Source organism: Acidovorax sp. ACV01 (assembly GCF_014851495.1).
GTDB classification, from domain to species: domain Bacteria; phylum Pseudomonadota; class Gammaproteobacteria; order Burkholderiales; family Burkholderiaceae_C; genus Acidovorax; species Acidovorax radicis.
In genome coordinates this window covers 827,047-847,353 of record NZ_JACUZT010000001.1, presented here as the reverse complement: position 1 = coordinate 847,353, position 20,307 = coordinate 827,047, and the positions used below count along the sequence as shown (strand labels likewise).

The window sequence follows — 20,307 nt, the reverse complement described above, 5'->3', positions numbered from 1 at the left end:
CAGAGATGCGTGACACATGGAAGTGGCCGGAAGTGGATGTAAGTGGTATGGCCTTTGACGACCTAGCGCGTTTTGAGCGCCTTATGCCTGCTGTCGAAAGCTACCTGCGAAATGGCAAGCTCAGGGAGGCTGCGAAGACAGCCAAGATGTCGGAGGATGCGCTGTTAGATCAAGTGAACCGATGCCTCATGCCTCACTCTGATGGTGGCATCGTCGGCTGGGCGGGGCTGATACATCGACTGAGACTCTCCGGCTACGCACGCACTAGTCCGCTCCCCCAAGGGCCCAACGCCAGTCGCCTCGGGGCGAGCGGAGCCTTCCAACGATTCCTAGACGAAAACCTATCTATAAAAAAAGCTCTGGATGAGGCCATTCGGAAAGGCATCGGCCAGGGAAAAGCGCGGGCAGCTTTTACGCTACATAAGGCGATTTGGAAGAAGTTTGTCGATTTGGTAGAGAGTTGCACCCCACCTGACCAGTACCCTCGCAACCAGAAAAGCTTCGCCCGACGGTCGGTAGAGCGCTACGTCACAAACATGATCGCCAATGACGCTAAGGCTCGATCATTGGCAGTGGGGCAGGTGGCAAAAACATCTGGTCAGGTGGGCAACGGTCTGCACTCCTTCGATCTGATCAGGGCACCATTAGATCTAGTGGGAGCAGATGCGCATCACGTCGACTGTTTTGGAATGATCGAGATCGAAGGGCCTGCCGGCCCACAGTTGGTCCCAATCAGCCGCCTGTGGATCTACGTCGTCGTTGACTTCGAATCTCGTGCAGTTTGTGGATACGCAGCTTCATTTCGGACGGAGCCCACCTCGTCACAAATTGAACTGGCCTTGGACATGGCAACCAAGCCCTGGCAGCCCCGAACACTGAACATGGGTACCGTGCGCTACAAGGAAGGTGCCGGCTTCCCAATGGGCTGCGTCGATGGATTCGTATTTGCACCAGCAGCTTTGCGAATGGACAGCGCCGCGCAGAGCTTCGCGAATCGAATAGTACACAGGGTGCGACGTCGGTTTGGTTGCGCAGTGAGCTGGAGTGCGGTTGGGGCTTGGTACCACAACGACGTAGTTGAACGCTTTTTTGGTTTGTTGGAACGTTTCGGTTTGCATCGGTTGCCCACGTCAGTGGGCTCTGGTCCAGCTGATCCTAGGAGGACTGATGGTGCCTCCGCCGCCGTAAAGCTCAAAGTAACGTGGCAACAGCTTCTAGATCTCTTAGACGTTGCAATTGCCGAGTACAACGCAAAAGCCCAACCAGGACTGGGGTACCGGTCACCACTTGAAGTGCTGCGAGATTGCTTTGACCGACACCGTCAGCGGTTCGTACCGCGTCCACGAATTCCTCCAACGTTGTTGACGCCTCGGCTTGGAGTTGAGATCGAAACGCACACCGTACGCGGGTCCTGCGCGGCAGGGAAGCTGAAGAGGCCTTATGTGCAAGTTGATAAGGCAACCTACACCAGCCCAGAGCTGGCATCGCAGTTTGCTTTGATCGGTAGACCAATTGTTCTCCATGTGCATGAAGAAGACATGCGGACGGTTGAAGCCTTCCTTGAAGACGGTACATGGCTCGGGCTACTAACCGTTCGAGAGAGAGGTTGGCGCCGCACGAAGCACTCAAGGGATCAACGCAAGCAAATCAACCGCATGCGCGACGATCGCGAACTCTCAGACATCCGGGGTGGCGACTATGTTGAGTGCTTCCTCGAGCACCTGGCTAGTACCGCGTTGGCCTCTGCTAGGGATCGGCCTGAACGAGTCTCAGAGGACGCGACCCGGCTCGCTGAGGCAATTCGCACGACGGGCGCGACCGTGCCCCGCCTAGGCATGCCCAAACCGGATAGTACCAATGTGATGCCTATTCGGCCGGTTCCCATCTTGCTGAACCTGCCTAAGCCCTCATGGGGTTGACGAATACTGATTGGTGATTTGACGAACTCGGATGGGAGCAGCAACGTGAACTCGACCACGAGCACTATTGACGACGCCAACCGACTAGACCTGCGCAAGCAGGCCTTGTGCGACGCGGAAATGAGGCAGGCGCACTATCTTTCTCATCCCGTTGTCACCGACTCCCTGTATTTGGCTACCGAGCCTGTTAAAGAGGTATTTGAAATCGTCCAGCATCTGATCATTCACCGATTCCCTGGGTCGCCATTTATTGGTGCCTTCCGGATGGGCAAGACGCAGACCATCCAGATCCTCTGCGACGAGTTGAGGCGGATCTTTCCGAAGCTGGCAATTGGAACGCTTATAGCAAAGAAGCACGACAAACCTACGGAGAAGGCTTTCTGGGGAGACGCGCTTGACGACTATGAGCATGGTGCATCGTTGTACGGATCAGCGGCAGAACGGCGCCGACGCTTCATGGCTATGATCGTTTCCGCAGTCTGGTCAGTGAATGGAGACCAGTATGTCTTCTTTGTCGACGAAGGCCAGTGCTGGACTTTGCCGGAGTGGGTCTGGATGCGCGACCTTACAAACGATCTGAAAAAGCGCGGCATTAGAACCACAACAATCGTTTTTGCGCATGAAGAACTCTACGTTTTGCGCGACATGTTGATAAGCACCCGGCGTACAGACCTAATAGGGAGGTTCTTCCACACGCCGTATATCTTCCGTGGCCTGCGCAATGAAAACGAGTTGCAGAGCATGATGCAGTGCCTTGACGATCCATCGAAGCACGAGCATCCCCGTGGAAGTGGGATCTGCATGTCGGAGTTCTTTCTGCCCGCGGCTTATTGCGCGGGTTGGCGTTTGGCCACAGAGGCTCCACTCCTGTGGGATGCCTTTGACCAGGTAGCTGCCCGTCAAGGTCGAATCGCTAAAGACATTGGTATGCAGTGGGTGATGTCATCCATACGCGCCTGGTTGTTCATCGTTGCGAATCACGACAGTGCCGACTTCACGTCCCCGCAAGACTCGTGGATCGAAGCAATCGGCGCAAGTACTTACCAAGCCAGCTTGCAATGATGTCTCACAAGAGCCTAGGCGCTCTTCATCTGATAGATGGCCTCGTCTGCTGCGACAGTTGGTTTGCGCCGGGGGAGGGGCCATTCACCGTTTTGGCCAAACTGGCCATTGCCAACGTACTAAACGCCAATCGGATCTACCGGGTCTTTGGCGTAAGGGCTACCCCGACGCGAGAGGCAACTCCGCACGGTCGTAGCTTGCTTCATCTTGAATGGCTGGCTCGCAGCAGATCAGCGCCACTGCTCGCTGCGAATCTATGGAGCCGAAGCCTGCTGAGCCAATCTCAACGTTGGGGTCAGGCCGTCGCAAGCGATAGAGCACTACGCTACTGCCCAACCTGTTTGTCTATGGGCTATCAATCGTCTTTGTGTCAGGTAGATGGTTTAGTTCGGTGCCCACAACACAACGACTTGCTTCTCGATCATTGCAAAAATTGCAACGCACCGACTCCGCCCTATGCGGTCACGACAGAGGCCTTCGATGAACCGCTGGTCTGCATCCATTGTCGGAAAGCGTACGCCTCAATCTGGGCGTCTGTCGGTGGAGGTTTGTTTCGAGCTCAGGTTGAAGATGAGGGCGCCTACCGTCGTCTCAGCCAATGGTTCGGGCGAGTCGAGACTCTGAACATTCAGTGGCCAGATCGCGTCGCGTGGTTGGCTGATCCTCGCGCCCCAGCTCAAGCGGCAAAGGCAAACAAGCGAATTCAGGTGCTGGCAACCCTCACTAACATAGTGGCTTGTTCGGAGCCGGCGGGCCTTCGTCGTTCCGAGGTTTGGGTTGGAAGTTGGCCGTTGAGTTCGGGTGCCCCGCAGACGCACGCACGCAGCGGAGCAGCTCGGGATGAGATAACGCGAGCGCGAGTCGCTATCTACAAATCGATCCGCCGACATCACGCGACACGGATTGGCATGAAGGTCCAATCGCAAATCAAAGGCGATAGAGAGCGCTTGATCGAGATCAACGAAGGAATGGTGATGCCCTGCAACGAGCATTTCAATCCAGTTGCTCATGGGTTCCTCGCATGGCGGCTTAGATTCGAAAGCAACGTAGGTGAAGAGGGGCGAGCCCGTGGCCTAAGCCTCTTCTCAGTGCTGCTGTTCTGGCCTGTTGACTGGTCGGCGTCCGACATTGCGTGGGGGCACTTTGTTTATCGATGTCTCCTGCTGGATATCAAGACGGCTCGCGAATTGAACAAATCACTAAAGGGTCTTGACTACAACCGACCAAGCGACTTTGCAGCTTGGCTAGAGGTCGTAGGTCTGTGGTACCACCGGTTTGGCTCGCAGACACGTCCATGGCCGGATAGCCTTAGCACCCTGCGCTTGCCCGCTGCAGTGGGCGAGCCTGGCGACATTTGCATCATCACGGCCCCTTCGGCCACATTGAGCCTCGGAACTAGCGATGAATGCTGAACGTCAACTCCATACTCCATCGATCACCACGTTAGAGCGCTTCGTCTCGCCGCCGGGGCTTGACGGAAGTGACGGGGTGAATCGCCTGGCGCCTGAGCGCAAGTCTATCGATGCGGACACCGACGTCGAAGCAGTTAGGGCATGGATATCGAGCTTGAACGACGTATCGGATGTCACGGTAACCAGCTACCGTACAGCGGCCGAGAAGCTTTTGAACTGGTCTTGCTTCGCTCGTGGAAAACCGCTTTCTTCCTTGAATGTTGCTGATCTAGAGGCGTTCGTGGAGTTTCTCGCCGCGCCATATCCATCTTTAGATTGGATCTGCAAGACCCGCGCGCGCGACTCTCTAGATTGGCGCCCCTTTGCAGGCCCGTTATCCCAAGCGTCAGTTCGAATGGTGATCTCCGCTATGTCGTCGCTTTTCCGTTGGCTGAGTGTCGTTGGTTATGCCTCGATGCCTTCCATTTCAGGGAAAAGACGTGTTCGCGATGGTTCTGCCGACCACGGACTCACTTTAAACATCTCGGCCGCCGGTATACCGCGAACTTTCAGTCGTGAGGCGTGGGCTTGGATCAAAGAGGTTCTGATAGGTGGTGTCGATTTTCGTACTCGACTTACCATTGAGCTGCTGTATTTCGCGAATCTCAAATTGGAGGAGATTCGAAGACTACGGCTGGCTGATTGCGTCGCACCGTCGTGCGATTGCGTGGCTTGGCGAGTGCAGGTCGATTCGATGACAAATTGTTTGCGATGCGTCTATGCACTGCCACCACTTGGTGATTCCCTGTCGCAGCTCTTCGAGATGCAGTCAATGTCGGTAAGTACATCTTTGCAGGCACTTGAAAATCGCCCAAAGTCAGAATTACTGTTCGACAGCGGCCAGTGGCTGCGTCCAACCGTCACGCGCATATTGAGACGATCTGCGGACTTGGCTGCGGCAAATGGTGACAATCAAAGCGCGAAAGAACTGCGCGATGCAACCTTGATGTACTTCCGGGGCGCCCTTGAGAGCCATTCAGGTGGAGATAGCGCGTTTGTTTTGGGATTCGTCGCAAACGCCCGAGGCTGCCGCAGCATCGCGGCCCAATACCTTCGACGCACGGTCTTGGACAACGAGGCCACGAATGCTGGCTGGATGCGCCTCGCTGAGCATTGGAGGCCCTACAGTGAGCGACTTTCTTTGGAGGCTGCGAAGGCAGGGCCAGCCACCTTACCTCGCACGCTCAAGCGCGAATAGTCGGGGATGCTATGAACACCAATCTTGCGGCGAGCATCACCACTCATATCCGCTAGGTTGATGTTGACGCCAAGCCGCACGTCATCAAACCCCTAGCGGAACAGAGTCATTCATTGCTAGGTTGATCTTGTCGCGGAACGGCCCTTTGAAAGGGGTGTTTCTTGTCGGACAGCTGTGAACTGCTGATCTATGTTGGTAGATTTGTAATTTAACATAATATACATCGTATCTACTTGAACAGTGTGGGACCGCACAGGGCCGAGATCTCCCTCGGCCGCTACCATCCATGCCCATGACCCTTTCTTCCCAAGCTCTTTCAGCGTCTTCCATCCACTTCGGCCACCAAGGCCGTGTCTGCATCGTCACTGGCGGTGCCCAAGGCATTGGCGAAGCCTGTGTTCGCCGCTTTGCGGTTGAAGGCGCCAAACCGGTGATCGTCGATGTGGACGATGCGCGGGGCCAGGCGCTGGCACAGGAACTGGGCGCGCTGTATGTGCGCTGCGATGTGGGCGACAAGGCGCAGGTGGATGCGCTCGTGGCCCAGACCGTGGCGGCACACGGGCGCATCGACGTGCTGGTGAACAACGCGGGCATCTTTCGGGCTGCAGACTTTCTGGACGTGACCGAGGCCGACTTTGACGCCGTGCTGCGGGTCAACCTCAAGGGCTCGTTCCTCGTCGGCCAGGCCGTGGCGCGGGCCATGGTGGCACACAATGGCGGTTGTGGCGGCGGCGCCATCGTCAACATGAGTTCGGTCAACGGCGTGCTGACCATCCCCAACATCGCCAGCTACAACGTGAGCAAAGGCGGCGTGAACCAGCTCACGCGCGTGATGGCGCTGGCGCTGGCCGACAAGAATATTCGCGTGAACGCCGTGGCCCCCGGCACGATCGCCACCGAGTTGGCCGCCAAGGCCGTGCTGACCAGCGACGAGGCCAAGCAGAAGATCATGAGCCGCACCCCCATGAAGCGGCTGGGCGAGCCGTCGGAGATTGCCGATGTGGTGGCCTGGCTGGCCAGCGACGCCGCCAGCTACGTGACCGGCGAGATCGTGACCGTGGATGGTGGCCGCATGACGCTGAACTACACCGTTCCGGTTTGATTCAACGAGATACTACTAAATTGATAGCTGTTAGCGCTTTATGTATAAGCGCTAGCGGCTATTTTTGTTCTATTTCTATGCCTGCGGCATGCGCCGCAGCAAGCCCGCCATGCTGCGCGGCCATCCCACCGGGCCAAACCAGGCGCCACCCGCAATCGCCCAGGCGTTGACCACTCCATACAGCACCAGCGCCACGCCCTGTGCGGCGAACACCGCCGCCAAACCACCGCCCCAGCGCAGCGCCAGCCAACCACCGGTGACCGCAATGGCGAGCCGCACGATGTTGCCGATCACCGGCCAAAGCAGGCGCCCTGCCCCTTGCGAGGCAAAGTACAGCACCAGGCCCAGACCGAAAAAGCCGTACACCGGCCCGACGGTGCGCAGATACAGCGCGCCCGCCTCCAGCATGGCCGGATCGCTGTTGAACAGCGACAGCCACGCGTTGGGAAACGCCGCTGCCCACAGGCCGATCGCTTCTGCCATCACAAACGCCATGCCGGCGCCGATCCAGGTGGCGCGCAAGGCGCGCTCGCGCTGGCCCGCGCCAATGCAGGTGCCTACCATGGCCACCAACGGCGCGCCCAGGCCAAATACCAGGGGCACCAGCAGGTACTCAAGCCGCGATGCGGTGCCGTACCCGGCAATGGCCGCCGTGCCAAAACCGCCGACCAACGCGGTGGTCACCCCAATCGCCACATTGGTGGCCACGGTCGACACAGTGCCCACCAACCCGACCCGCAGGATGTCCTTGAACAGCACCCAGCGAAACCGGATGTGCGCGAACGATGGCTGCAGCAGGCTGCGCGGCGACCACAGATACGCTGCCAGCACCACGCTGCCGATCAGGTAATACGCCATCAGCGCGATGGCCCCGCCGGCAATGCCCAGGCCGGGGATGGGACCCCAGCCAAAGATGAACAGTGGCGACAACGGCACCAGCACGAAGGCGCCCAGCACCGTGACATAGGCCGGCACGGCCATGTTGCCCGTGCCCCGGATCACGGCCGACAGCGTGTTGAACAGCCACACCAGAAACGCGCCCGCAAAGACCCAATTGGAATAGACCAGCGCCGCGTCCAGCGCGCCGCCTGTGCCGCCCATGCGGGTGTAAAGCCAGCGCCCTCCTCCCACCACACCCACGGTGAAGACCAGCGAAAACACCGCCGCAATGGCGAGCGCATGCAGCACCAGCGCATCGGCATCGTCGCGCCGCCGGGCGCCCAGAGCGCGGGCGATGGCCGACGCAATACCGCCGCCCATGGCCCCTGCAGAGGTCATCTGCATCAGCATGACGACCGGGAAGACGAGCGCCATGCCCGCCAGCGCATCGGTGCCCAGCTTGCCGACAAAGTAGGTCTCGATGAGCCCGACGCCTGCCTGCGCCAGCATCACCAGCACATTGGGCGCCGCCAGCCGCAGCAGCGTGGGGGCAATCGGCGCCTCCAGCAGCATGCGGGTGCGTGGGTTCAGGGGTTCGGTCACATCAGGCCCCTGCCCCATCGGCCGCAGGCCTGCGCGGCACCACGATGCGCACGGTGGACAGCTGCAGCACATCGCCGTGCTGGTTGCGGGTTTCGCTGCGCACGGTGACCATGCCACGGTCGGGCTTGGATTTGGAGGGCTGGATCTCCAGCACCTCGCTCACCACGTGCAGCACGTCGGTGGCGCGCGTGGGCCGGGGCCAGCTCAACTCGACCCCTGCCCCGATGATGCCGCCCGCAATCGGCAGGCCCGTGGTGACCTGCAGGCGCATGGTCACGGACGCCGTGTGCCAGCCGCTGGCCGCCAGCCCCCCAAACAGCGTGGCGCGGGCAGCAGTGTCATCCAGGTGGAACGGTTGGGGGTCGAATTGCGCAGCAAAGGTGGTGATCTGCGCTTCGTCCATGGCGTGTTCGCCGCTTTTGAACAGGTCACCCACAGCGAGGTCGTCCAGGTACACGGGTTGCATGTCGGTGGGGGCGGATGCGGTGGAAACAAGGTGAGCGGTCATGGCAAGAAAAATTAGGAGATGAGGGGATGGTGGACGGGTGTTGGCAGGGTCAGGCGGCTGCAGGGCGCACCAGCCGGGCTTCGCGGATCGGCAGGTTGACCAGGGCCGCGCCCACGGCCAGCACGATGTCGATGTACCAGACCCAGTCATAGCTGCCCGTGGCCTGGAACACGCTGCCGCCCAGGTAGGCACCAAAGAAGCCACCAATCTGGTGCGCCAGCATCACGATGCCAAACAACATGGCCATGTTGGCCGTGCCGAACATCTTGGCCACCAGCCCGACCGTGGGCGGCACGGTGGAGAGAAACGTCACACCCATCACGGCGGCAAAGACCAGCACCACGGTGGGCGTCTTGGGCGCCAGCAAGAAGATCAGCACCGCCAGGCCGCGCGTGGCATACAGCAGCGACAGCAACGACTTCATGCGCCAGCGCCCCACGGCCCAGCCCATCGCCAGGCTGCCGACAATGTTGAACAAGCCGATCATGGCCAGCGACCATCCGCCGATCTCAGGCGGCAGGCCACATGCGGCGATGACGCCCGGCAGGTGCGTGGCGAGGAATGCCACGTGAAAGCCGCACACCAGAAAGCCCGCCGCCAGATACCGGTAGCTCGGCGTGGCCAGCGCCTGGGCAATGGCCTGGCGCGCCGTCAGCGCCTTCTGGCCCGATGCGGCGGCGGCCTGCGCGGCCAAGGCGTTCGAATTGCCCCTGAGCACCCACACCGCAGGCAGCGCCAGCAGCACCAGCACACCCAGCCACTGCATGGCACTGGCCCAGCCCACCGCGGCGGTCAGGCCAATGGCAACAGGCGCCATCACAAACTGCCCAAACGACCCGCCCGCGTTGACGATGCCGCTGGCCAGCCCGCGCTTGTTGGCGGGTACCAGCCGCGCGGTCGCCGCCATCAGCACCGACGGCCCGGCCATGCCTGCACCGCCTGCAGCCAACACACCAATCGCAAAAATCAGCCCGGCCGTGGTGGTCATGTACGGCGTGATGAAGGTGCCCAGTGCCACCAGCGCCACGCCCAGAAGGATCACGCGGCCAGTGCCGATGCGGTCGGCCACCGCCCCGGCAAACGGCTGGGTCAGGCCCCACCACAGCTGGCCGAACGCAAAGGCCAGGCTGATGCTGCCAATGCCCAGCGCGGTGGACGTGTTGAGCGCCGACAGGAACAGGCCCATGGTCTGGCGCGTGCCCATGGTGAGGGCAAAAGCACCTGCAGCAGCCAGCAGGACCAGCCACAGGGCCAGCGGTGCGGCGGACTGGGTGGTGGCTGGAGGGGTGTTGCTATTCGTCATGCCCAGCCTCCTGCACTGGCAGCGCTGCCAGCAAATCCAGTGAGTCGTCCACCAGCGCATGCAGCGCCATCACGCGTTCCACGCCCAGCGTTTCATTCAGAGCAAGCTGCGCGGCTTTCCAGTGGCGTTGTGCCTCGGCGCGTTTTACGCGGCCGGTGTCGGTGATGTGGGCCAGGCGGCTGCGTGCATCTGCGCCTGCCTCCAGCGTCACCCAGCCCGCATCGACCAGGGGACGCAAGTTGCGCGTCAACGTGGAGGCATCCATCTTCATGGCCACAGCGAGGTCGCCCGGCCGGATGGGCCCTAGCGTGAGCACATGCGACAGCAGTGAATACTGCGTGGTCTTGAGCCCGCATTTCGCCATTTCGGCGTCGTAGTGGTTGGCCACGCGGCGCATCAGCTGGCGCAGCTTGAAGTTGGTGCACCCCTGTGGCACCGTCCGGGCAACGGGTGGTGCGGCAAAGTCCATGGTGGATGTGTCGGCTTGCATGGATTTAATTGTATCTGCAATAATTGCATATGCAACTCATGCGTTTCGACCCCACCACTGACCCGGAAAAATCATGACCCAACACAACCACCTTGAACACTGGCTGGCCCAAGAGCGCGACATCCTGTCGCGGCTGGATGCAGGCCCTGGCCCGGGCGTGGCGCGGCGTGAACAGATCGCCCATCTGAACGGCCTGGAGCAGATGCAGGCCATGCTGCGTGGCGAACTGCCCTACGCCGCCATCGCCAAAACGCTGGACTTCTTGATCATCGAAGTCGGTGAAGGCACGGCCGTCTTCCAGGGCACGCCCCGCGCCGAGCACCTGAACCCCATGGGCACGGTGCACGGCGGCTGGTTCGCCACCCTGCTCGACTCGGCCCTGGGCTGCGCCGTGCACACGCGCATGCAGCCGGGGCGCGGCTACACCACGGCCGAGCTGGGCGTGAACCTCGTCAAGGCGCTCACGCCCAAGGTGCAGCGCGTGCGCGCCGAAGGCCGCGTGATCCACTGCGGGCGCCAGCTGGCCACGGCCGAGGCCCGCCTGGTGGGGCCCGACGGCACGCTGTATGCCCACGCCACCACCACCTGCCTGGTTTTTGACATGCCTGCACAATCGAAGGGATGAAATTCCTCCACACGATGCTGCGCGTTGGCAACCTTCAACGCTCGATTGATTTCTATACCCAGGTGCTCGGCATGCAACTGCTGCGCCAGTCCGAGAACCCCGAGTACAAGTACTCGCTGGCCTTCCTGGGCTTTGACGGCGGCAACCCCGGCCAGGCCGAGATCGAGCTGACCTACAACTGGGGCACCGAGAGCTACGAGATGGGCACCGCCTATGGCCACATCGCGCTGGGCGTGCCCGATGCGTACGCCGCGTGCGAGAAGATCAAGGCCTCGGGCGGCAACGTCACGCGCGAAGCGGGTCCCGTCAAAGGCGGCACCACGGTCATCGCGTTTGTGACGGATCCCGATGGCTACAAGATTGAATTGATCCAGCGCGCTGAGGGGACTGGTGGCGCAGGTCTGCGTTAACCATTTGCTATTAAATGGATAGCTTTTTGCACATGATGAATAAGCGCTAGAGTCCTGTTTTCCCCATAAAAAAAACCCGGCATTGCCGGGTTTTTTTTATGGGGCGACCTGCTGGAGGTCACTGCACAGGGACTAGGCGCCCAGGGCCACTTCCACGCGGCGCGCTTCGGCGTTGCTGCCGGTGGCGGTGGTTTCTTCGGGCTTCTTCAGCTCGATCTTGTCTTCCGCCACGCCCAGGCCCTTGAGCGCATCGCGCACTGCAAAGGCGCGTTGCTTGGCCAGCTCGGCGTTCAGGGCAGCGTCGCCCGTGGCGTCATGAAAGCCGGAGATCACAGCCTTCTTGCCTTCGGCCACACCCTTGACCACGTCGGCCAGGGCTTCGTTGGCGCCAGTGGCCAGCTCGGCCTTTGCGGTGGCAAAGTAGAACTTCACCACACCGTTTTCTACACGCACGCTGGCGGAGTCGTCAGCGACTGCTGCCGCTGGCGCGTTGCTTGCAACAGCGGTTGCAGCAGGCTTGGCGGCGCCCGAAGCGCCCACGCGCTTGACCACCACGGTGCCGACCACCGCCGAGATCACCAGCGCAATCAGCGCAAACAGGAAACCCAGGGCAAAACGTTGTTGGCTATCGTCGTCAGAACTAGACATTGGAGATTCCTGCAGTGATTAAGAAAGAATGGTGGGACAGCTGCGGGACCTGCAAGCACAAGTCCCCAGGGCGCTGAAGCAAAGCTTTCGATTGTAGAGTGAACCCATGACGAATCTTCCCGCTCCGCTTCGCGATCCGGCCCCCATGCTGGAGCGCGCCCTGAATGAATGGGGTGGCCATGCGGACCTGTGGATCTTTGGCTACGGCTCGCTGATCTGGCGCCCGGATTTCGACTACGCAGAGCGCCGCCCCGCCAAGGTGCACGGCTGGCACCGGGCGCTCAAGATGTGGAGCCGCATCAACCGAGGCACGCCCGAATGCCCGGGCCTGGTGTTCGGCATGCTGTCGGGCGGCAGTTGCCGGGGCATGGTGTTCCGGGTGGACAAGGCACACGCCCGGCAGGTCATGATCAATCTGTGGCAGCGCGAGATGGTCACCGCCGTGTACGACCCGCGCTGGCTCACCTGCCACACCCCGCACGGCCCGGTGCGTGCGCTGGCCTTCACCCTGTCGCGCAAAAGCCCCAACCACACGGGTGAGCTGCCCGACCACGAGTACTGCCGTATTTTTGAGCAGGCCTGCGGGAGGTTTGGCACCACGCGGGACTACGCCCAGGCCACCTACGATGAGCTGCGCAGGCACGGCATCCATGACCGGGCCCTCGCCCGTTTGATTGCACTGGCCCAAAAAGAGGCATAGTGCACACTTTCCGCAGCCCGGCAGGGGTGCCTGCGCAGGTCACTGCGCGCAGGCCCGCACAATGCCGCGTCTTTTAACGTGCAAAGGAGTCATGAGTCATGAAGAATGTTCGTCTTGCTGGTGTCCTCTCGATGGTCGCTGTAGCCACACTGGCCGGGTGCGCCGCGTATTCCACCGGCCCCACCGCCACGGCCAAGCTGGAACCCACACGGGGCAACACCGCCGCTGGCGCGGTCACCTTTGTGCAGTCGGGCGACGTGGTGAAGGTGTCGGGCTCCATCACCGGCCTCAAGCCCAATGCCGAACACGGCTTTCATGTGCATGAAAAAGGCGACTGCTCCAGTGGCGATGGCATGAGCACGGGCGGCCACTTCAACCCCGGCGGCAAGTCCCACGGCCACCATGGCATGGGCGACCACCATACGGGCGACCTGCCCAGCCTCAAGGCCGATGCCAACGGCGTGGCCACGTTCAACTTTGAATCCAGCACGATCCGCGTGGGCAGCACCGCCAACGACATCGTCGGCAAGGGCCTGATCGTCCACCGCGACCCCGACGATTACAAGACCCAGCCCACTGGCAATGCGGGCCCGCGCCTGGCCTGTGCCGTGATTGCAGCCAAGTAACGCGGCTTTCGCCGCTACCCGCGCGCTGCCAGCAACTGCGCAGCGCGCTCCAGGTCCTGCACAGTGTCCACATCGGTCACCGTGCCCACATCGTCCACATCCACCCACCGTACCCTGCCCTGCTGCGCTTGCTGGCGCACCACGCTGGCAGCGCCGTGCTCGCCTGTCAATGCCAGCAGCCCCGGTTGGCATTCGGCGGCAAAACCCACGGGGTGACCGCGCTCGCCCTGGTACACCGGCATGGCCACGGCACAGTCCGCCTCCGCAAGGGCGGCAGCAATGGTGCGCAAGGTTTCGGGTAATACCAGCGGCAGATCCCCTGGCAACACCAGCCAGCCCGGCGCATCCGCCGTGGCGCGCACGGCTGCCGCAATCGAATCCCCCATGCCCGGGTGCCCGGCATCCTCCAGATGCCAGGGCAGCCCGCTGGCACGCACGGCGGCCAGGGTGTGCTCCAGCACCGTTTTGTCACCCAAGGGGGTGCGCAGCTTGTGCACCGTGCCGCCCGATGCTGCAAAACGCTCGCCCCGGCCAGAGGCCAGCACCAGCACCACGGGAGGCGAGGGATTGAGAGACATGGAGATAGAACCTGCGTTGGGCAATGGGCCGTGCGGTGCACAGCGGGCGCGATTCTAGGCCGTTCGCCGCACTGCGACTTGACTCAGGCCAGCGTGTACCCACCATCCACCACCAGGTTGTGCCCACTCACAAAACTGGCCGCGTCCGACAGCAAAAACAGCACCGGCCCGACCATCTCGGCCGGTGCTGCTGGACGGCCCGCCACCGATGCCTGCAAGGTGCTGCGCATCGCATCCTCATTGCCAAAGGCAGCCAATGCCATGGGCGTGACCGTGGGCCCTGGGCTCACGGCGTTCACGCGGATGCCTTGCTGAAAATATTCCATCGCCGCGTTGCGCGTGAGGCCGAGGGCCGCGTGTTTGCTGGCGGTATAGGCACTGATGCCGTTGAACCCCACCTGGGACGAGATGGACAGGTTGTTCACGATGGCGCCGCCGCCGGTCTTCAGCATGGCCGCAATCTGGTGCTTCATGGCATAGAAGATGCCCATCGTGTTGGCCTGCAGCACCGCCTGCACATCCGCAGCGTTCAGGGTGTGCAAGGGGCCGGCGACCCCCAGGGCACCTGCGTTGTTGAAGGTGCCGTCCAGGCGGCCAAAGTGCTCCACCGTGGCCTCGACACTGCGTTCCACGCTCGCCTCATCGGTCACGTCCAGGGCCGTGACCCAGGCCTGTCCACCGGCAGCGCGCACCCGCTCGGCCACGGCCTCGCATTCGGCCGTGCGGCGCGCGGCCAGCACCACGTTGGCCTTGTGGCGCCCCAGCGCCAGGGCGGTTTCGGCACCAATGCCCGAGGACGCCCCACTCACCCAATAGGTTTGGCCGGCAAGGTTCCATTCGCTGTTTTGCATGTTCTCTCCTGTGGTTTTGCAAGTCAGCGGGCAGCTTATTGTTGAAGTAAAAATAGATAAATAGCCTGAAAATGCACATATCAATGAATGAATTTCACCAATGAGCCTGGACCTCGCCGATCTCAAACTCCTGAGCACCATCGCCCGCCACCTGAGCTTTCGGGCCGCCGCGCAGGACCTGGGCCTGTCGGCTTCGGCCATCAGCCATGCCGTGCGTTCGCTGGAAGAACGGGTGGGCGTGCGCATGTTCAGCCGCACCACGCGCAGCGTGGCGCTGACCCCAGCGGGGCGCCAGTTGCTGGACCGCGTGGGGCCTGCCCTGCAGGATATTGCTGCGGCCATCGACGACATCAACGCGTTTCGCGACACCCCGCAGGGCCAGCTGCGCATCAACGCGCCGCGCTCCGCGGGTGACCTGGTGCTGGGGCCGCTGATTGCGCAGTTTCTGGCGCAGCACCCGCAGGCCGAGGTCGAGCTGGTGCTGGACGACGGGCTGGTCGATATCGTAGAGAGCGGCTTTGACGCAGGAGTGCGCTATGGCGAACGCCTGCAGCAGGACATGGTGGCCCTGCCGTTGGGGCCACCGCAGCGGCTGATGGTGGTGGCCGCACCCGCCCTGCTGGAGCGCGTGGGCATGCCGCACACCCCGCACGATCTGCTGCAGATGCCCTGCGTGCGCATCCGCTTTCCGAGCGGGGCGCGTTATGCGTGGGAGTTTGAAAAAGCCGGCGAGAAGATTGCCGTCGATGTGCAAGGGCGCCTGACCGTGGGCGACATGCCGCTCATCCTGCAGGCGGCCTTGGCGGGCGTGGGTTTTGCGTACCTGTACGAACCCTACGCGCGCGAAGCCCTGGCCCGCGGCGCACTGGTGAGCGTGCTGGACGATTGGTGCCCGCCCATCCCGGGCTTCTACCTGTACTACCCCAGCCGCAGACAGCCCACGGCCACGCTGCGGGCGTTTCTGGCGCTGGTCAAGACGGCCACAGCATCAGCAGCGCCCGGGGGGTGAAGCGCCCTCCCCCCGGGTGCGCGCCGCACTCAAGCCAGCTTGAACGGCAGCTCGCGCGGTGTTTTGCCCGTGAGCTGGGCGATGGCATTGGCAAAAGCCGGTGCCAGCGGTGGCAGGCCGGGCTCACCCATGCCTTTGGGTGGGTCGGCACTGGGCACGATGTGCACCGTCACCTGCGGCATGTCGGTGATGCGCGGCACGGCGAAGTCGCCAAAGTTGCTTTGCTCCACCACACCGTCCTTGAGCGTGATAGCGCCGCCGGGCAGGCACATCGACAGGCCCATCAGCGCCGCGCCCTGCACCTGGGCTTCCACGCTTTTGGGGTTGACCACCAGGTTGCAGTGCACACCGGCCGTGATGCTGTGCAGCTTGGGCGTGCCGTCTTTGACGGACGCCTCGACCACATAGGCCACCACCGATTCAAACGACTCATGCACCGCCACGCCCCAGGCGCGGCCAGCGGCCAGCTTCTTCTTGCCATAGCCCGACTGGGCCACGGCCAGCTGCAGCGCGGCCTTGTGGCGCGGGTGCTTGTCGCCCATCAGGGCCATGCGGTAGGCCACGGGGTCTTGCTTGGTGGTGCGCGCCACTTCGTCGATGAGGGTTTCCATGGCGTAGGCCGTGTGGGTGGAGCCCACGCTGCGCCACCACAGCACCGGCACGTTCACGTCGGGGTGGTGCACCGACAGCTTCATGGGCACGTTGTACGGCTCGCCCATGCCCTCGGTGGTCGTGGCGTCGATGCCGTTCTTGACCATGAAAGCCTCGAACGGCGAACCCTTGGTGATGGACTGGCCGACGATGGTGTGGTCCCACGCCAGGATCTTGCCCTGTGCGTCGAACCCGATCTCGGCGCGGTGCACGTGCATGGGGCGGTAGTAGCCGCCCTTGATGTCGTCCTCGCGGCTCCACAGGGTGCGCACCGGGGCGGTGATGCCCGCCGTGCGCGCCGCCTTGGCCACGCCGCAGGCTTCCACCACATAGTCGCTGGTGGGAATGGCGCGGCGGCCAAAGCCACCACCGGCCATCTGAGTGTGGACCTTGATGTTCTGCGGCTGCAGGCCCAGCGTCTTGGCGGCGGCCATGGCGTCCAGGCCGGGCATCTGCGTGCCCATCCACAGCTCGGCCTTGTCACCATCCAGCTTCACGGTGCAGTTGAGCGGCTCCATGGGCGCGTGCGCCAGGTACGGGAACACGAATTCGGCACTGATCTTGTGGGCAGCGCTCGCCAGCGGCGCCATGTCGGCTTGCATGGCCACGTTGCCGGGCTTGGTGGCCAGCTCGCGGTACTGCGCCAGCAGCGCCGTGGTGTCGGGCTTGCCGACCGCGCTGGTGTCCCATTCCACCTTCAGCGCATCGCGCCCTTGCTTGGCGGGCCAGTAACCATCGGCCACGATGGCCACACCTTCGCCACCCCGGTCGGTGGGCACGCGCAGCACGGCTTTCACGCCCTTGATGGCTTTGGCGGCGCTGTCGTCCAGCGACTTCAGCTTGGCGCCAAACACCGGCGGGCGCGCCACCACGGCCGTCAGCATGCCAGGCAAGCGCACGTCAATGCCATAGTCTTGCTGGCCGCTCGACTTGGCCTTGGCGTCCAGCCGCCCAGTGGGCTTGCCGATAAGACGGAACTGCTTCGGGTCCTTCAAGGTGACCTTTTCGGGCACCGGCTGTTTCATGGCCGCTTCGGCCAGCGCACCGTAGCCCAGCTTCTTGCCCCCGGGGCCGACGACGAAGCCGTTGCTGGTGCGCAGTGCCGACGCATCCACGCCCCACTGCGCGGCAGCGGCCGAGACCAGCATGGCCCGGGTGCGGGCACCCAGTTCGCGGTACTGGGTGTACGAGTTCTTGATGGAGTTGGAGCCGCCCGTGAGGTGCATGCCCATCATCGGGTCGGCATAGGCCTGGTTGGCATCGCCGTGCACGCTGCGCACCTTGCTCCAGTCGGCGTCCAGCTCCTCGGCCAGGATCATGGGCAGGCCGGTCTGCACGCCCTGGCCAAAGTCCAGGCGGTTGATGGTGACGGTGACCGTGCCATCGGCGTCGATGCGGACAAAGGCCGAGGGCTGCTCGAACGGCTTGAGGCCTGCGGGGGCTGCTGCTGCGGCCCCCTGCGCGGCAGCCACCAGCGGAAACGCGCCCAGGGCAAAGCCCGAAGCCGCCGACACCTTGAGGAAGGTGCGCCGTGCGAGACCTCCGATGCCTTCCATTGCATCGTTTACTCCTGAATTGGTAGCTGCTTGCGCTTTATCCATAAGCGCCAGAAGGTGTTTTGGCATGAAAACATGGGCCTGGCCCTGCAGGGCCTGTGCGTCGAAGTGCATGGTGTTCTCCTTCAATCAAGCCAGGGTCTTGGCAGCGTCATGGATGGCCGCGCGAATGCGCACATAGGTGCCGCAGCGGCACACATTGCCCGACATGGCGGCGTCGATGTCGGCGTCGCTCGGCTTCTTCTTGCCCTTGAGCAAGGCGGTGGCGCTCATGATCTGGCCGCTCTGGCAGTAGCCGCATTGCGCCACGTCGTGTTTCACCCAGGCGGCGTGCACGGCCTTGCCCACCTTGTCGCTGGCCGTGACGGCCTCGATGGTGGTGATCTTCTGCCCCGCAGCGGCCGAGATCGGCGTGATGCACGAGCGCACCGGCGCGCCGTTCAGGTGCACCGTGCAGGCCCCGCACAAGGCCTGGCCGCAACCGAACTTGGTGCCGGTCATGCCCAGCGTGTCGCGCAGGGCCCAGAGGATGGGGGTGGATTCATCGGCATCCACAGCCGTGTCTTTGCCATTGATGTTGAGGGTGGGCATCGCGGGGTTCTCCGTGGGGAAGGTGTTGTTGTGTTGCGGGCGCGGTCAAGGAGACAGGGGGGCGGCGTCAGCGACGCCATCGGCCATGAAGGGGTTGGAGCGTGGTGCGTGGCATTTTTAAGAGAATATAAATTCGATTAAAAGATCAACCCCGGGCGGCAAAAAAGCATCGCTGTCTCCCGCTCAGGCCTTCAAGGCGTCCCAGCACAGGCCAAAAGCCATCTGGTGCACGGCGTCTTCGTCGGGCAGCACCTTGGTGCGGATCAGGTTGCCCGTCTCGCGCACCGACCCCACCAGGCTGGCGGTGAGCAGCGGTATCGGCACGGCCTTCAATATTTCTTGCTGCTGGCCCTCTTCCATGAGCGCAAAAAAACCGGCCATCAGGCGGGTCGAGAATTCGCGGTTGCCCTCGGTGAACCAGGGCGAGTTGTAGTACTGCTCCTGGAACACCACTTCGGCATATTGGTCCAGCCGGTGCCGCAGCAGGTTGCCCCAAGCACGCCGCACGCGGGCGCGGTAGGGCATGCCGGGCGCGATGCCTTCCATGATGCGGGCGGCCGTGACCGTCTTGGCATCCTGGTAGAGCTGGCTGATGAGTTCATCCTTGGACGGGTAATACACATACAGCGTGCTGGTGGCAATGCCCGCCGCGCGGGCGATGTCGGCCAGGGTCAGGCCGCTCAGGCCTGTCTGGGCCACCAGCTCGAAGGTGGCCTGGGCAATGGCGCGCTGTTTTTCGTCGTCTTTGGGTTTCATCGATGCAGCAATATAAGCGAATAGTTATTCGGTGACAACCGGGGTCATCGAAGACCCCACGTTACCCCGATCCCGCCTAGCCGTCATGCTCTTTGCAGCGTGCCCACCCTTGCTGGCAAGCGCCCTGCCCCCGCATGCACAATCGGCCCATGACCACCTCCATCGCCGACCTTCGCAAGAGCTATGAGCGCGCCGAACTCAACGAAGACGCCTCGCACGCCGCCCCCCTGCAGCAGTTTGACCAGTGGCTCAAAGAAGCCATCAGCGCCGAAGTGCCCGAGCCCAATGCCATGACCCTGGCCACCGTGGGCAGCGACCTGCGCCCCAGTACCCGCATCGTGCTGATCAAGGGTTATGACGAGCGTGGCATCGTCTGGTTCACCAACTACGACAGCCGCAAGGGCCGCCAGATCGCGGGCAACCCCTACGCGGCCCTGCAGTTCCACTGGGTGGAGCTGGAACGTGTGGTGCGCATCGAAGGCGTTGTGGAAAAGGTCAGCGATGAAGAGAGCGACGAGTACTTTGCCAGCCGCCCGCTGGACTCCCGCATCGGCGCCTGGGCCAGCCCGCAAAGCCAGGTGATCTCCGGGCGGGGCGTGCTGGTGGCCAATGCGGCCAAGTACGGCGCGCAGTTTTTGCTCAAGCCACCCCGCCCACCGCATTGGGGCGGGTATCGCCTGAAGCCTGATCAGTGGGAATTCTGGCAAGGGCGCAAGAGCCGGTTGCATGACCGGCTGCGGTACCGGATGGACGGCGGCGAGTGGGTGCGGGAGCGGCTGGCGCCCTGAGCT

The 20,307-nt window shown here is 62.7% G+C and carries 21 protein-coding genes; 11 read left to right on the top strand and 10 right to left on the bottom strand.

All coding sequences use genetic code 11. The annotated features are described in order from the left end of the window. Positions 1-47: 47 nt before the first annotated feature. The 5 genes from IB243_RS03890 to IB243_RS03870 all read left to right on the top strand — a co-directional run bounded on the left by IB243_RS03890 (position 48) and on the right by IB243_RS03870 (position 6,732). Positions 48-1,919, top strand: a complete 1,872-nt coding sequence (locus tag IB243_RS03890) for a hypothetical protein (protein ID WP_225584685.1) — start codon at positions 48-50, stop codon at positions 1,917-1,919. A 45-nt stretch (positions 1,920-1,964) separates the two neighbouring features. After that, positions 1,965-2,981, top strand: a complete 1,017-nt coding sequence (locus IB243_RS03885; protein ID WP_192425074.1) for a hypothetical protein — start codon at positions 1,965-1,967, stop codon at positions 2,979-2,981. Between the two features lie 908 nt (positions 2,982-3,889). After that, positions 3,890-4,393 (top strand): hypothetical protein, encoded by a 504-nt coding sequence (locus IB243_RS03880; RefSeq protein ID WP_192425072.1) that lies wholly within the window; start codon positions 3,890-3,892, stop codon positions 4,391-4,393. Next, complete coding sequence (locus tag IB243_RS03875; protein ID WP_192425070.1) at positions 4,383-5,630, top strand: hypothetical protein; 1,248 nt, start codon at positions 4,383-4,385, stop codon at positions 5,628-5,630. Before IB243_RS03880 ends, IB243_RS03875 begins: the two co-directional genes overlap by 11 nt. 292 nt (positions 5,631-5,922) lie before the next feature. After that, positions 5,923-6,732 (top strand): SDR family NAD(P)-dependent oxidoreductase, encoded by an 810-nt coding sequence (locus IB243_RS03870; RefSeq protein WP_192425068.1) that lies wholly within the window; start codon positions 5,923-5,925, stop codon positions 6,730-6,732. 75 nt (positions 6,733-6,807) lie between these two features. Here the strand turns inward: IB243_RS03870 and IB243_RS03865 are convergent, their stop codons facing one another. The 4 genes from IB243_RS03865 to IB243_RS03850 are packed head-to-tail and all read right to left on the bottom strand — an operon-like array spanning position 6,808 to position 10,515. Then, positions 6,808-8,232: an MATE family efflux transporter gene (locus tag IB243_RS03865; protein WP_192425066.1), complete on the bottom strand. Its 1,425-nt coding sequence runs from the start codon at positions 8,230-8,232 to the stop codon at positions 6,808-6,810. Beyond that, on the bottom strand, positions 8,216-8,722 hold the full coding sequence (locus IB243_RS03860; RefSeq protein WP_192425064.1) for a MaoC family dehydratase: 507 nt from the start codon (positions 8,720-8,722) through the stop codon (positions 8,216-8,218). Before IB243_RS03860 ends, IB243_RS03865 begins: the two co-directional genes overlap by 17 nt. A gap of 49 nt (positions 8,723-8,771) precedes the next feature. Next, the gene (locus IB243_RS03855; RefSeq protein ID WP_192425062.1) at positions 8,772-10,025 is read right to left on the bottom strand and encodes an MFS transporter; all 1,254 of its coding nucleotides are present in this window, start codon (positions 10,023-10,025) and stop codon (positions 8,772-8,774) included. Next, positions 10,015-10,515, bottom strand: a complete 501-nt coding sequence (locus tag IB243_RS03850) for a MarR family winged helix-turn-helix transcriptional regulator (RefSeq protein ID WP_057224451.1) — start codon at positions 10,513-10,515, stop codon at positions 10,015-10,017. The genes IB243_RS03855 and IB243_RS03850 overlap by 11 nt, the downstream gene beginning before the upstream one ends. Before the next feature lie 73 nt (positions 10,516-10,588). On the opposite strand from IB243_RS03850, the gene IB243_RS03845 reads away from it, so the two are divergent. Further along, complete coding sequence (locus IB243_RS03845; protein WP_192425061.1) at positions 10,589-11,140, top strand: PaaI family thioesterase; 552 nt, start codon at positions 10,589-10,591, stop codon at positions 11,138-11,140. After that, positions 11,137-11,550, top strand: coding sequence for a lactoylglutathione lyase (gene gloA, locus IB243_RS03840; RefSeq protein ID WP_010458830.1), 414 nt, complete (start codon positions 11,137-11,139; stop codon positions 11,548-11,550). Before IB243_RS03845 ends, gloA begins: the two co-directional genes overlap by 4 nt. Before the next feature lie 132 nt (positions 11,551-11,682). On the opposite strand, the gene IB243_RS03835 is transcribed toward gloA, so the two are convergent. Further along, the gene (locus tag IB243_RS03835; RefSeq protein WP_192425060.1) at positions 11,683-12,198 is read right to left on the bottom strand and encodes an OmpA family protein; all 516 of its coding nucleotides are present in this window, start codon (positions 12,196-12,198) and stop codon (positions 11,683-11,685) included. Between the two features lie 106 nt (positions 12,199-12,304). On the opposite strand from IB243_RS03835, the gene IB243_RS03830 reads away from it, so the two are divergent. Further along, positions 12,305-12,898: a gamma-glutamylcyclotransferase gene (locus tag IB243_RS03830; RefSeq protein ID WP_057224446.1), complete on the top strand. Its 594-nt coding sequence runs from the start codon at positions 12,305-12,307 to the stop codon at positions 12,896-12,898. 98 nt (positions 12,899-12,996) lie between these two features. After that, positions 12,997-13,524, top strand: coding sequence for a superoxide dismutase family protein (locus IB243_RS03825; protein WP_057224444.1), 528 nt, complete (start codon positions 12,997-12,999; stop codon positions 13,522-13,524). Between the two features lie 14 nt (positions 13,525-13,538). On the opposite strand, the gene IB243_RS03820 is transcribed toward IB243_RS03825, so the two are convergent. Both IB243_RS03820 and IB243_RS03815 read right to left on the bottom strand, forming a co-directional pair. Further along, positions 13,539-14,102, bottom strand: coding sequence for an NTP transferase domain-containing protein (locus IB243_RS03820; RefSeq protein WP_192425059.1), 564 nt, complete (start codon positions 14,100-14,102; stop codon positions 13,539-13,541). An 83-nt stretch (positions 14,103-14,185) separates the two neighbouring features. Next, positions 14,186-14,953: an SDR family NAD(P)-dependent oxidoreductase gene (locus IB243_RS03815; protein WP_192425058.1), complete on the bottom strand. Its 768-nt coding sequence runs from the start codon at positions 14,951-14,953 to the stop codon at positions 14,186-14,188. Positions 14,954-15,053: 100 nt separating this feature from the next. Between IB243_RS03815 and IB243_RS03810 the strand changes: the two genes are divergently transcribed. After that, positions 15,054-15,962: a LysR family transcriptional regulator gene (locus IB243_RS03810; protein WP_192425057.1), complete on the top strand. Its 909-nt coding sequence runs from the start codon at positions 15,054-15,056 to the stop codon at positions 15,960-15,962. 29 nt (positions 15,963-15,991) lie between these two features. Here IB243_RS03810 and IB243_RS03805 read toward each other — a convergent pair whose 3' ends face one another. The 3 genes from IB243_RS03805 to IB243_RS03795 form a co-directional block, all read right to left on the bottom strand. Then, positions 15,992-18,283, bottom strand: a complete 2,292-nt coding sequence (locus tag IB243_RS03805; RefSeq protein WP_192425056.1) for a xanthine dehydrogenase family protein molybdopterin-binding subunit — start codon at positions 18,281-18,283, stop codon at positions 15,992-15,994. A gap of 15 nt (positions 18,284-18,298) precedes the next feature. Then, the gene (locus IB243_RS03800; protein WP_192425055.1) at positions 18,299-18,760 is read right to left on the bottom strand and encodes a (2Fe-2S)-binding protein; all 462 of its coding nucleotides are present in this window, start codon (positions 18,758-18,760) and stop codon (positions 18,299-18,301) included. Between the two features lie 183 nt (positions 18,761-18,943). Next, positions 18,944-19,516: a TetR/AcrR family transcriptional regulator gene (locus IB243_RS03795; RefSeq protein WP_192425053.1), complete on the bottom strand. Its 573-nt coding sequence runs from the start codon at positions 19,514-19,516 to the stop codon at positions 18,944-18,946. Positions 19,517-19,665: 149 nt separating this feature from the next. Between IB243_RS03795 and pdxH the strand changes: the two genes are divergently transcribed. Then, the gene (pdxH, locus tag IB243_RS03790) at positions 19,666-20,304 is read left to right on the top strand and encodes a pyridoxamine 5'-phosphate oxidase (RefSeq protein WP_370540308.1); all 639 of its coding nucleotides are present in this window, start codon (positions 19,666-19,668) and stop codon (positions 20,302-20,304) included. Positions 20,305-20,307 lie beyond the last annotated feature (3 nt).

Excerpts from the sequence above, each read along its gene's own strand:
- gloA (WP_010458830.1), top strand. The coding sequence starts at position 11,137 with ATGAAATTCCTCCACACGATGCTGCGCGTTGGCAACCTTCAACGCTCG.
- IB243_RS03865 (WP_192425066.1), bottom strand. The coding sequence starts at position 8,232 with ATGGGGCAGGGGCCTGATGTGACCGAACCCCTGAACCCACGCACCCGC.
- IB243_RS03830 (WP_057224446.1), top strand. The coding sequence starts at position 12,305 with ATGACGAATCTTCCCGCTCCGCTTCGCGATCCGGCCCCCATGCTGGAG.
- IB243_RS03835 (WP_192425060.1), bottom strand. The coding sequence starts at position 12,198 with ATGTCTAGTTCTGACGACGATAGCCAACAACGTTTTGCCCTGGGTTTC.
- IB243_RS03815 (WP_192425058.1), bottom strand. The coding sequence starts at position 14,953 with ATGCAAAACAGCGAATGGAACCTTGCCGGCCAAACCTATTGGGTGAGT.
- IB243_RS03890 (WP_225584685.1), top strand. The coding sequence starts at position 48 with ATGGCCTTTGACGACCTAGCGCGTTTTGAGCGCCTTATGCCTGCTGTC.
- IB243_RS03800 (WP_192425055.1), bottom strand. The coding sequence starts at position 18,760 with ATGCCCACCCTCAACATCAATGGCAAAGACACGGCTGTGGATGCCGAT.
- pdxH (WP_370540308.1), top strand. The coding sequence starts at position 19,666 with ATGACCACCTCCATCGCCGACCTTCGCAAGAGCTATGAGCGCGCCGAA.
- IB243_RS03850 (WP_057224451.1), bottom strand. The coding sequence starts at position 10,515 with ATGCAAGCCGACACATCCACCATGGACTTTGCCGCACCACCCGTTGCC.
- IB243_RS03795 (WP_192425053.1), bottom strand. The coding sequence starts at position 19,516 with ATGAAACCCAAAGACGACGAAAAACAGCGCGCCATTGCCCAGGCCACC.
- IB243_RS03820 (WP_192425059.1), bottom strand. The coding sequence starts at position 14,102 with ATGTCTCTCAATCCCTCGCCTCCCGTGGTGCTGGTGCTGGCCTCTGGC.
- IB243_RS03810 (WP_192425057.1), top strand. The coding sequence starts at position 15,054 with ATGAGCCTGGACCTCGCCGATCTCAAACTCCTGAGCACCATCGCCCGC.
- IB243_RS03870 (WP_192425068.1), top strand. The coding sequence starts at position 5,923 with ATGACCCTTTCTTCCCAAGCTCTTTCAGCGTCTTCCATCCACTTCGGC.
- IB243_RS03860 (WP_192425064.1), bottom strand. The coding sequence starts at position 8,722 with ATGACCGCTCACCTTGTTTCCACCGCATCCGCCCCCACCGACATGCAA.
- IB243_RS03805 (WP_192425056.1), bottom strand. The coding sequence starts at position 18,283 with ATGCACTTCGACGCACAGGCCCTGCAGGGCCAGGCCCATGTTTTCATG.
- IB243_RS03855 (WP_192425062.1), bottom strand. The coding sequence starts at position 10,025 with ATGACGAATAGCAACACCCCTCCAGCCACCACCCAGTCCGCCGCACCG.
- IB243_RS03825 (WP_057224444.1), top strand. The coding sequence starts at position 12,997 with ATGAAGAATGTTCGTCTTGCTGGTGTCCTCTCGATGGTCGCTGTAGCC.
- IB243_RS03845 (WP_192425061.1), top strand. The coding sequence starts at position 10,589 with ATGACCCAACACAACCACCTTGAACACTGGCTGGCCCAAGAGCGCGAC.
- IB243_RS03875 (WP_192425070.1), top strand. The coding sequence starts at position 4,383 with ATGAATGCTGAACGTCAACTCCATACTCCATCGATCACCACGTTAGAG.
- IB243_RS03880 (WP_192425072.1), top strand. The coding sequence starts at position 3,890 with ATGAAGGTCCAATCGCAAATCAAAGGCGATAGAGAGCGCTTGATCGAG.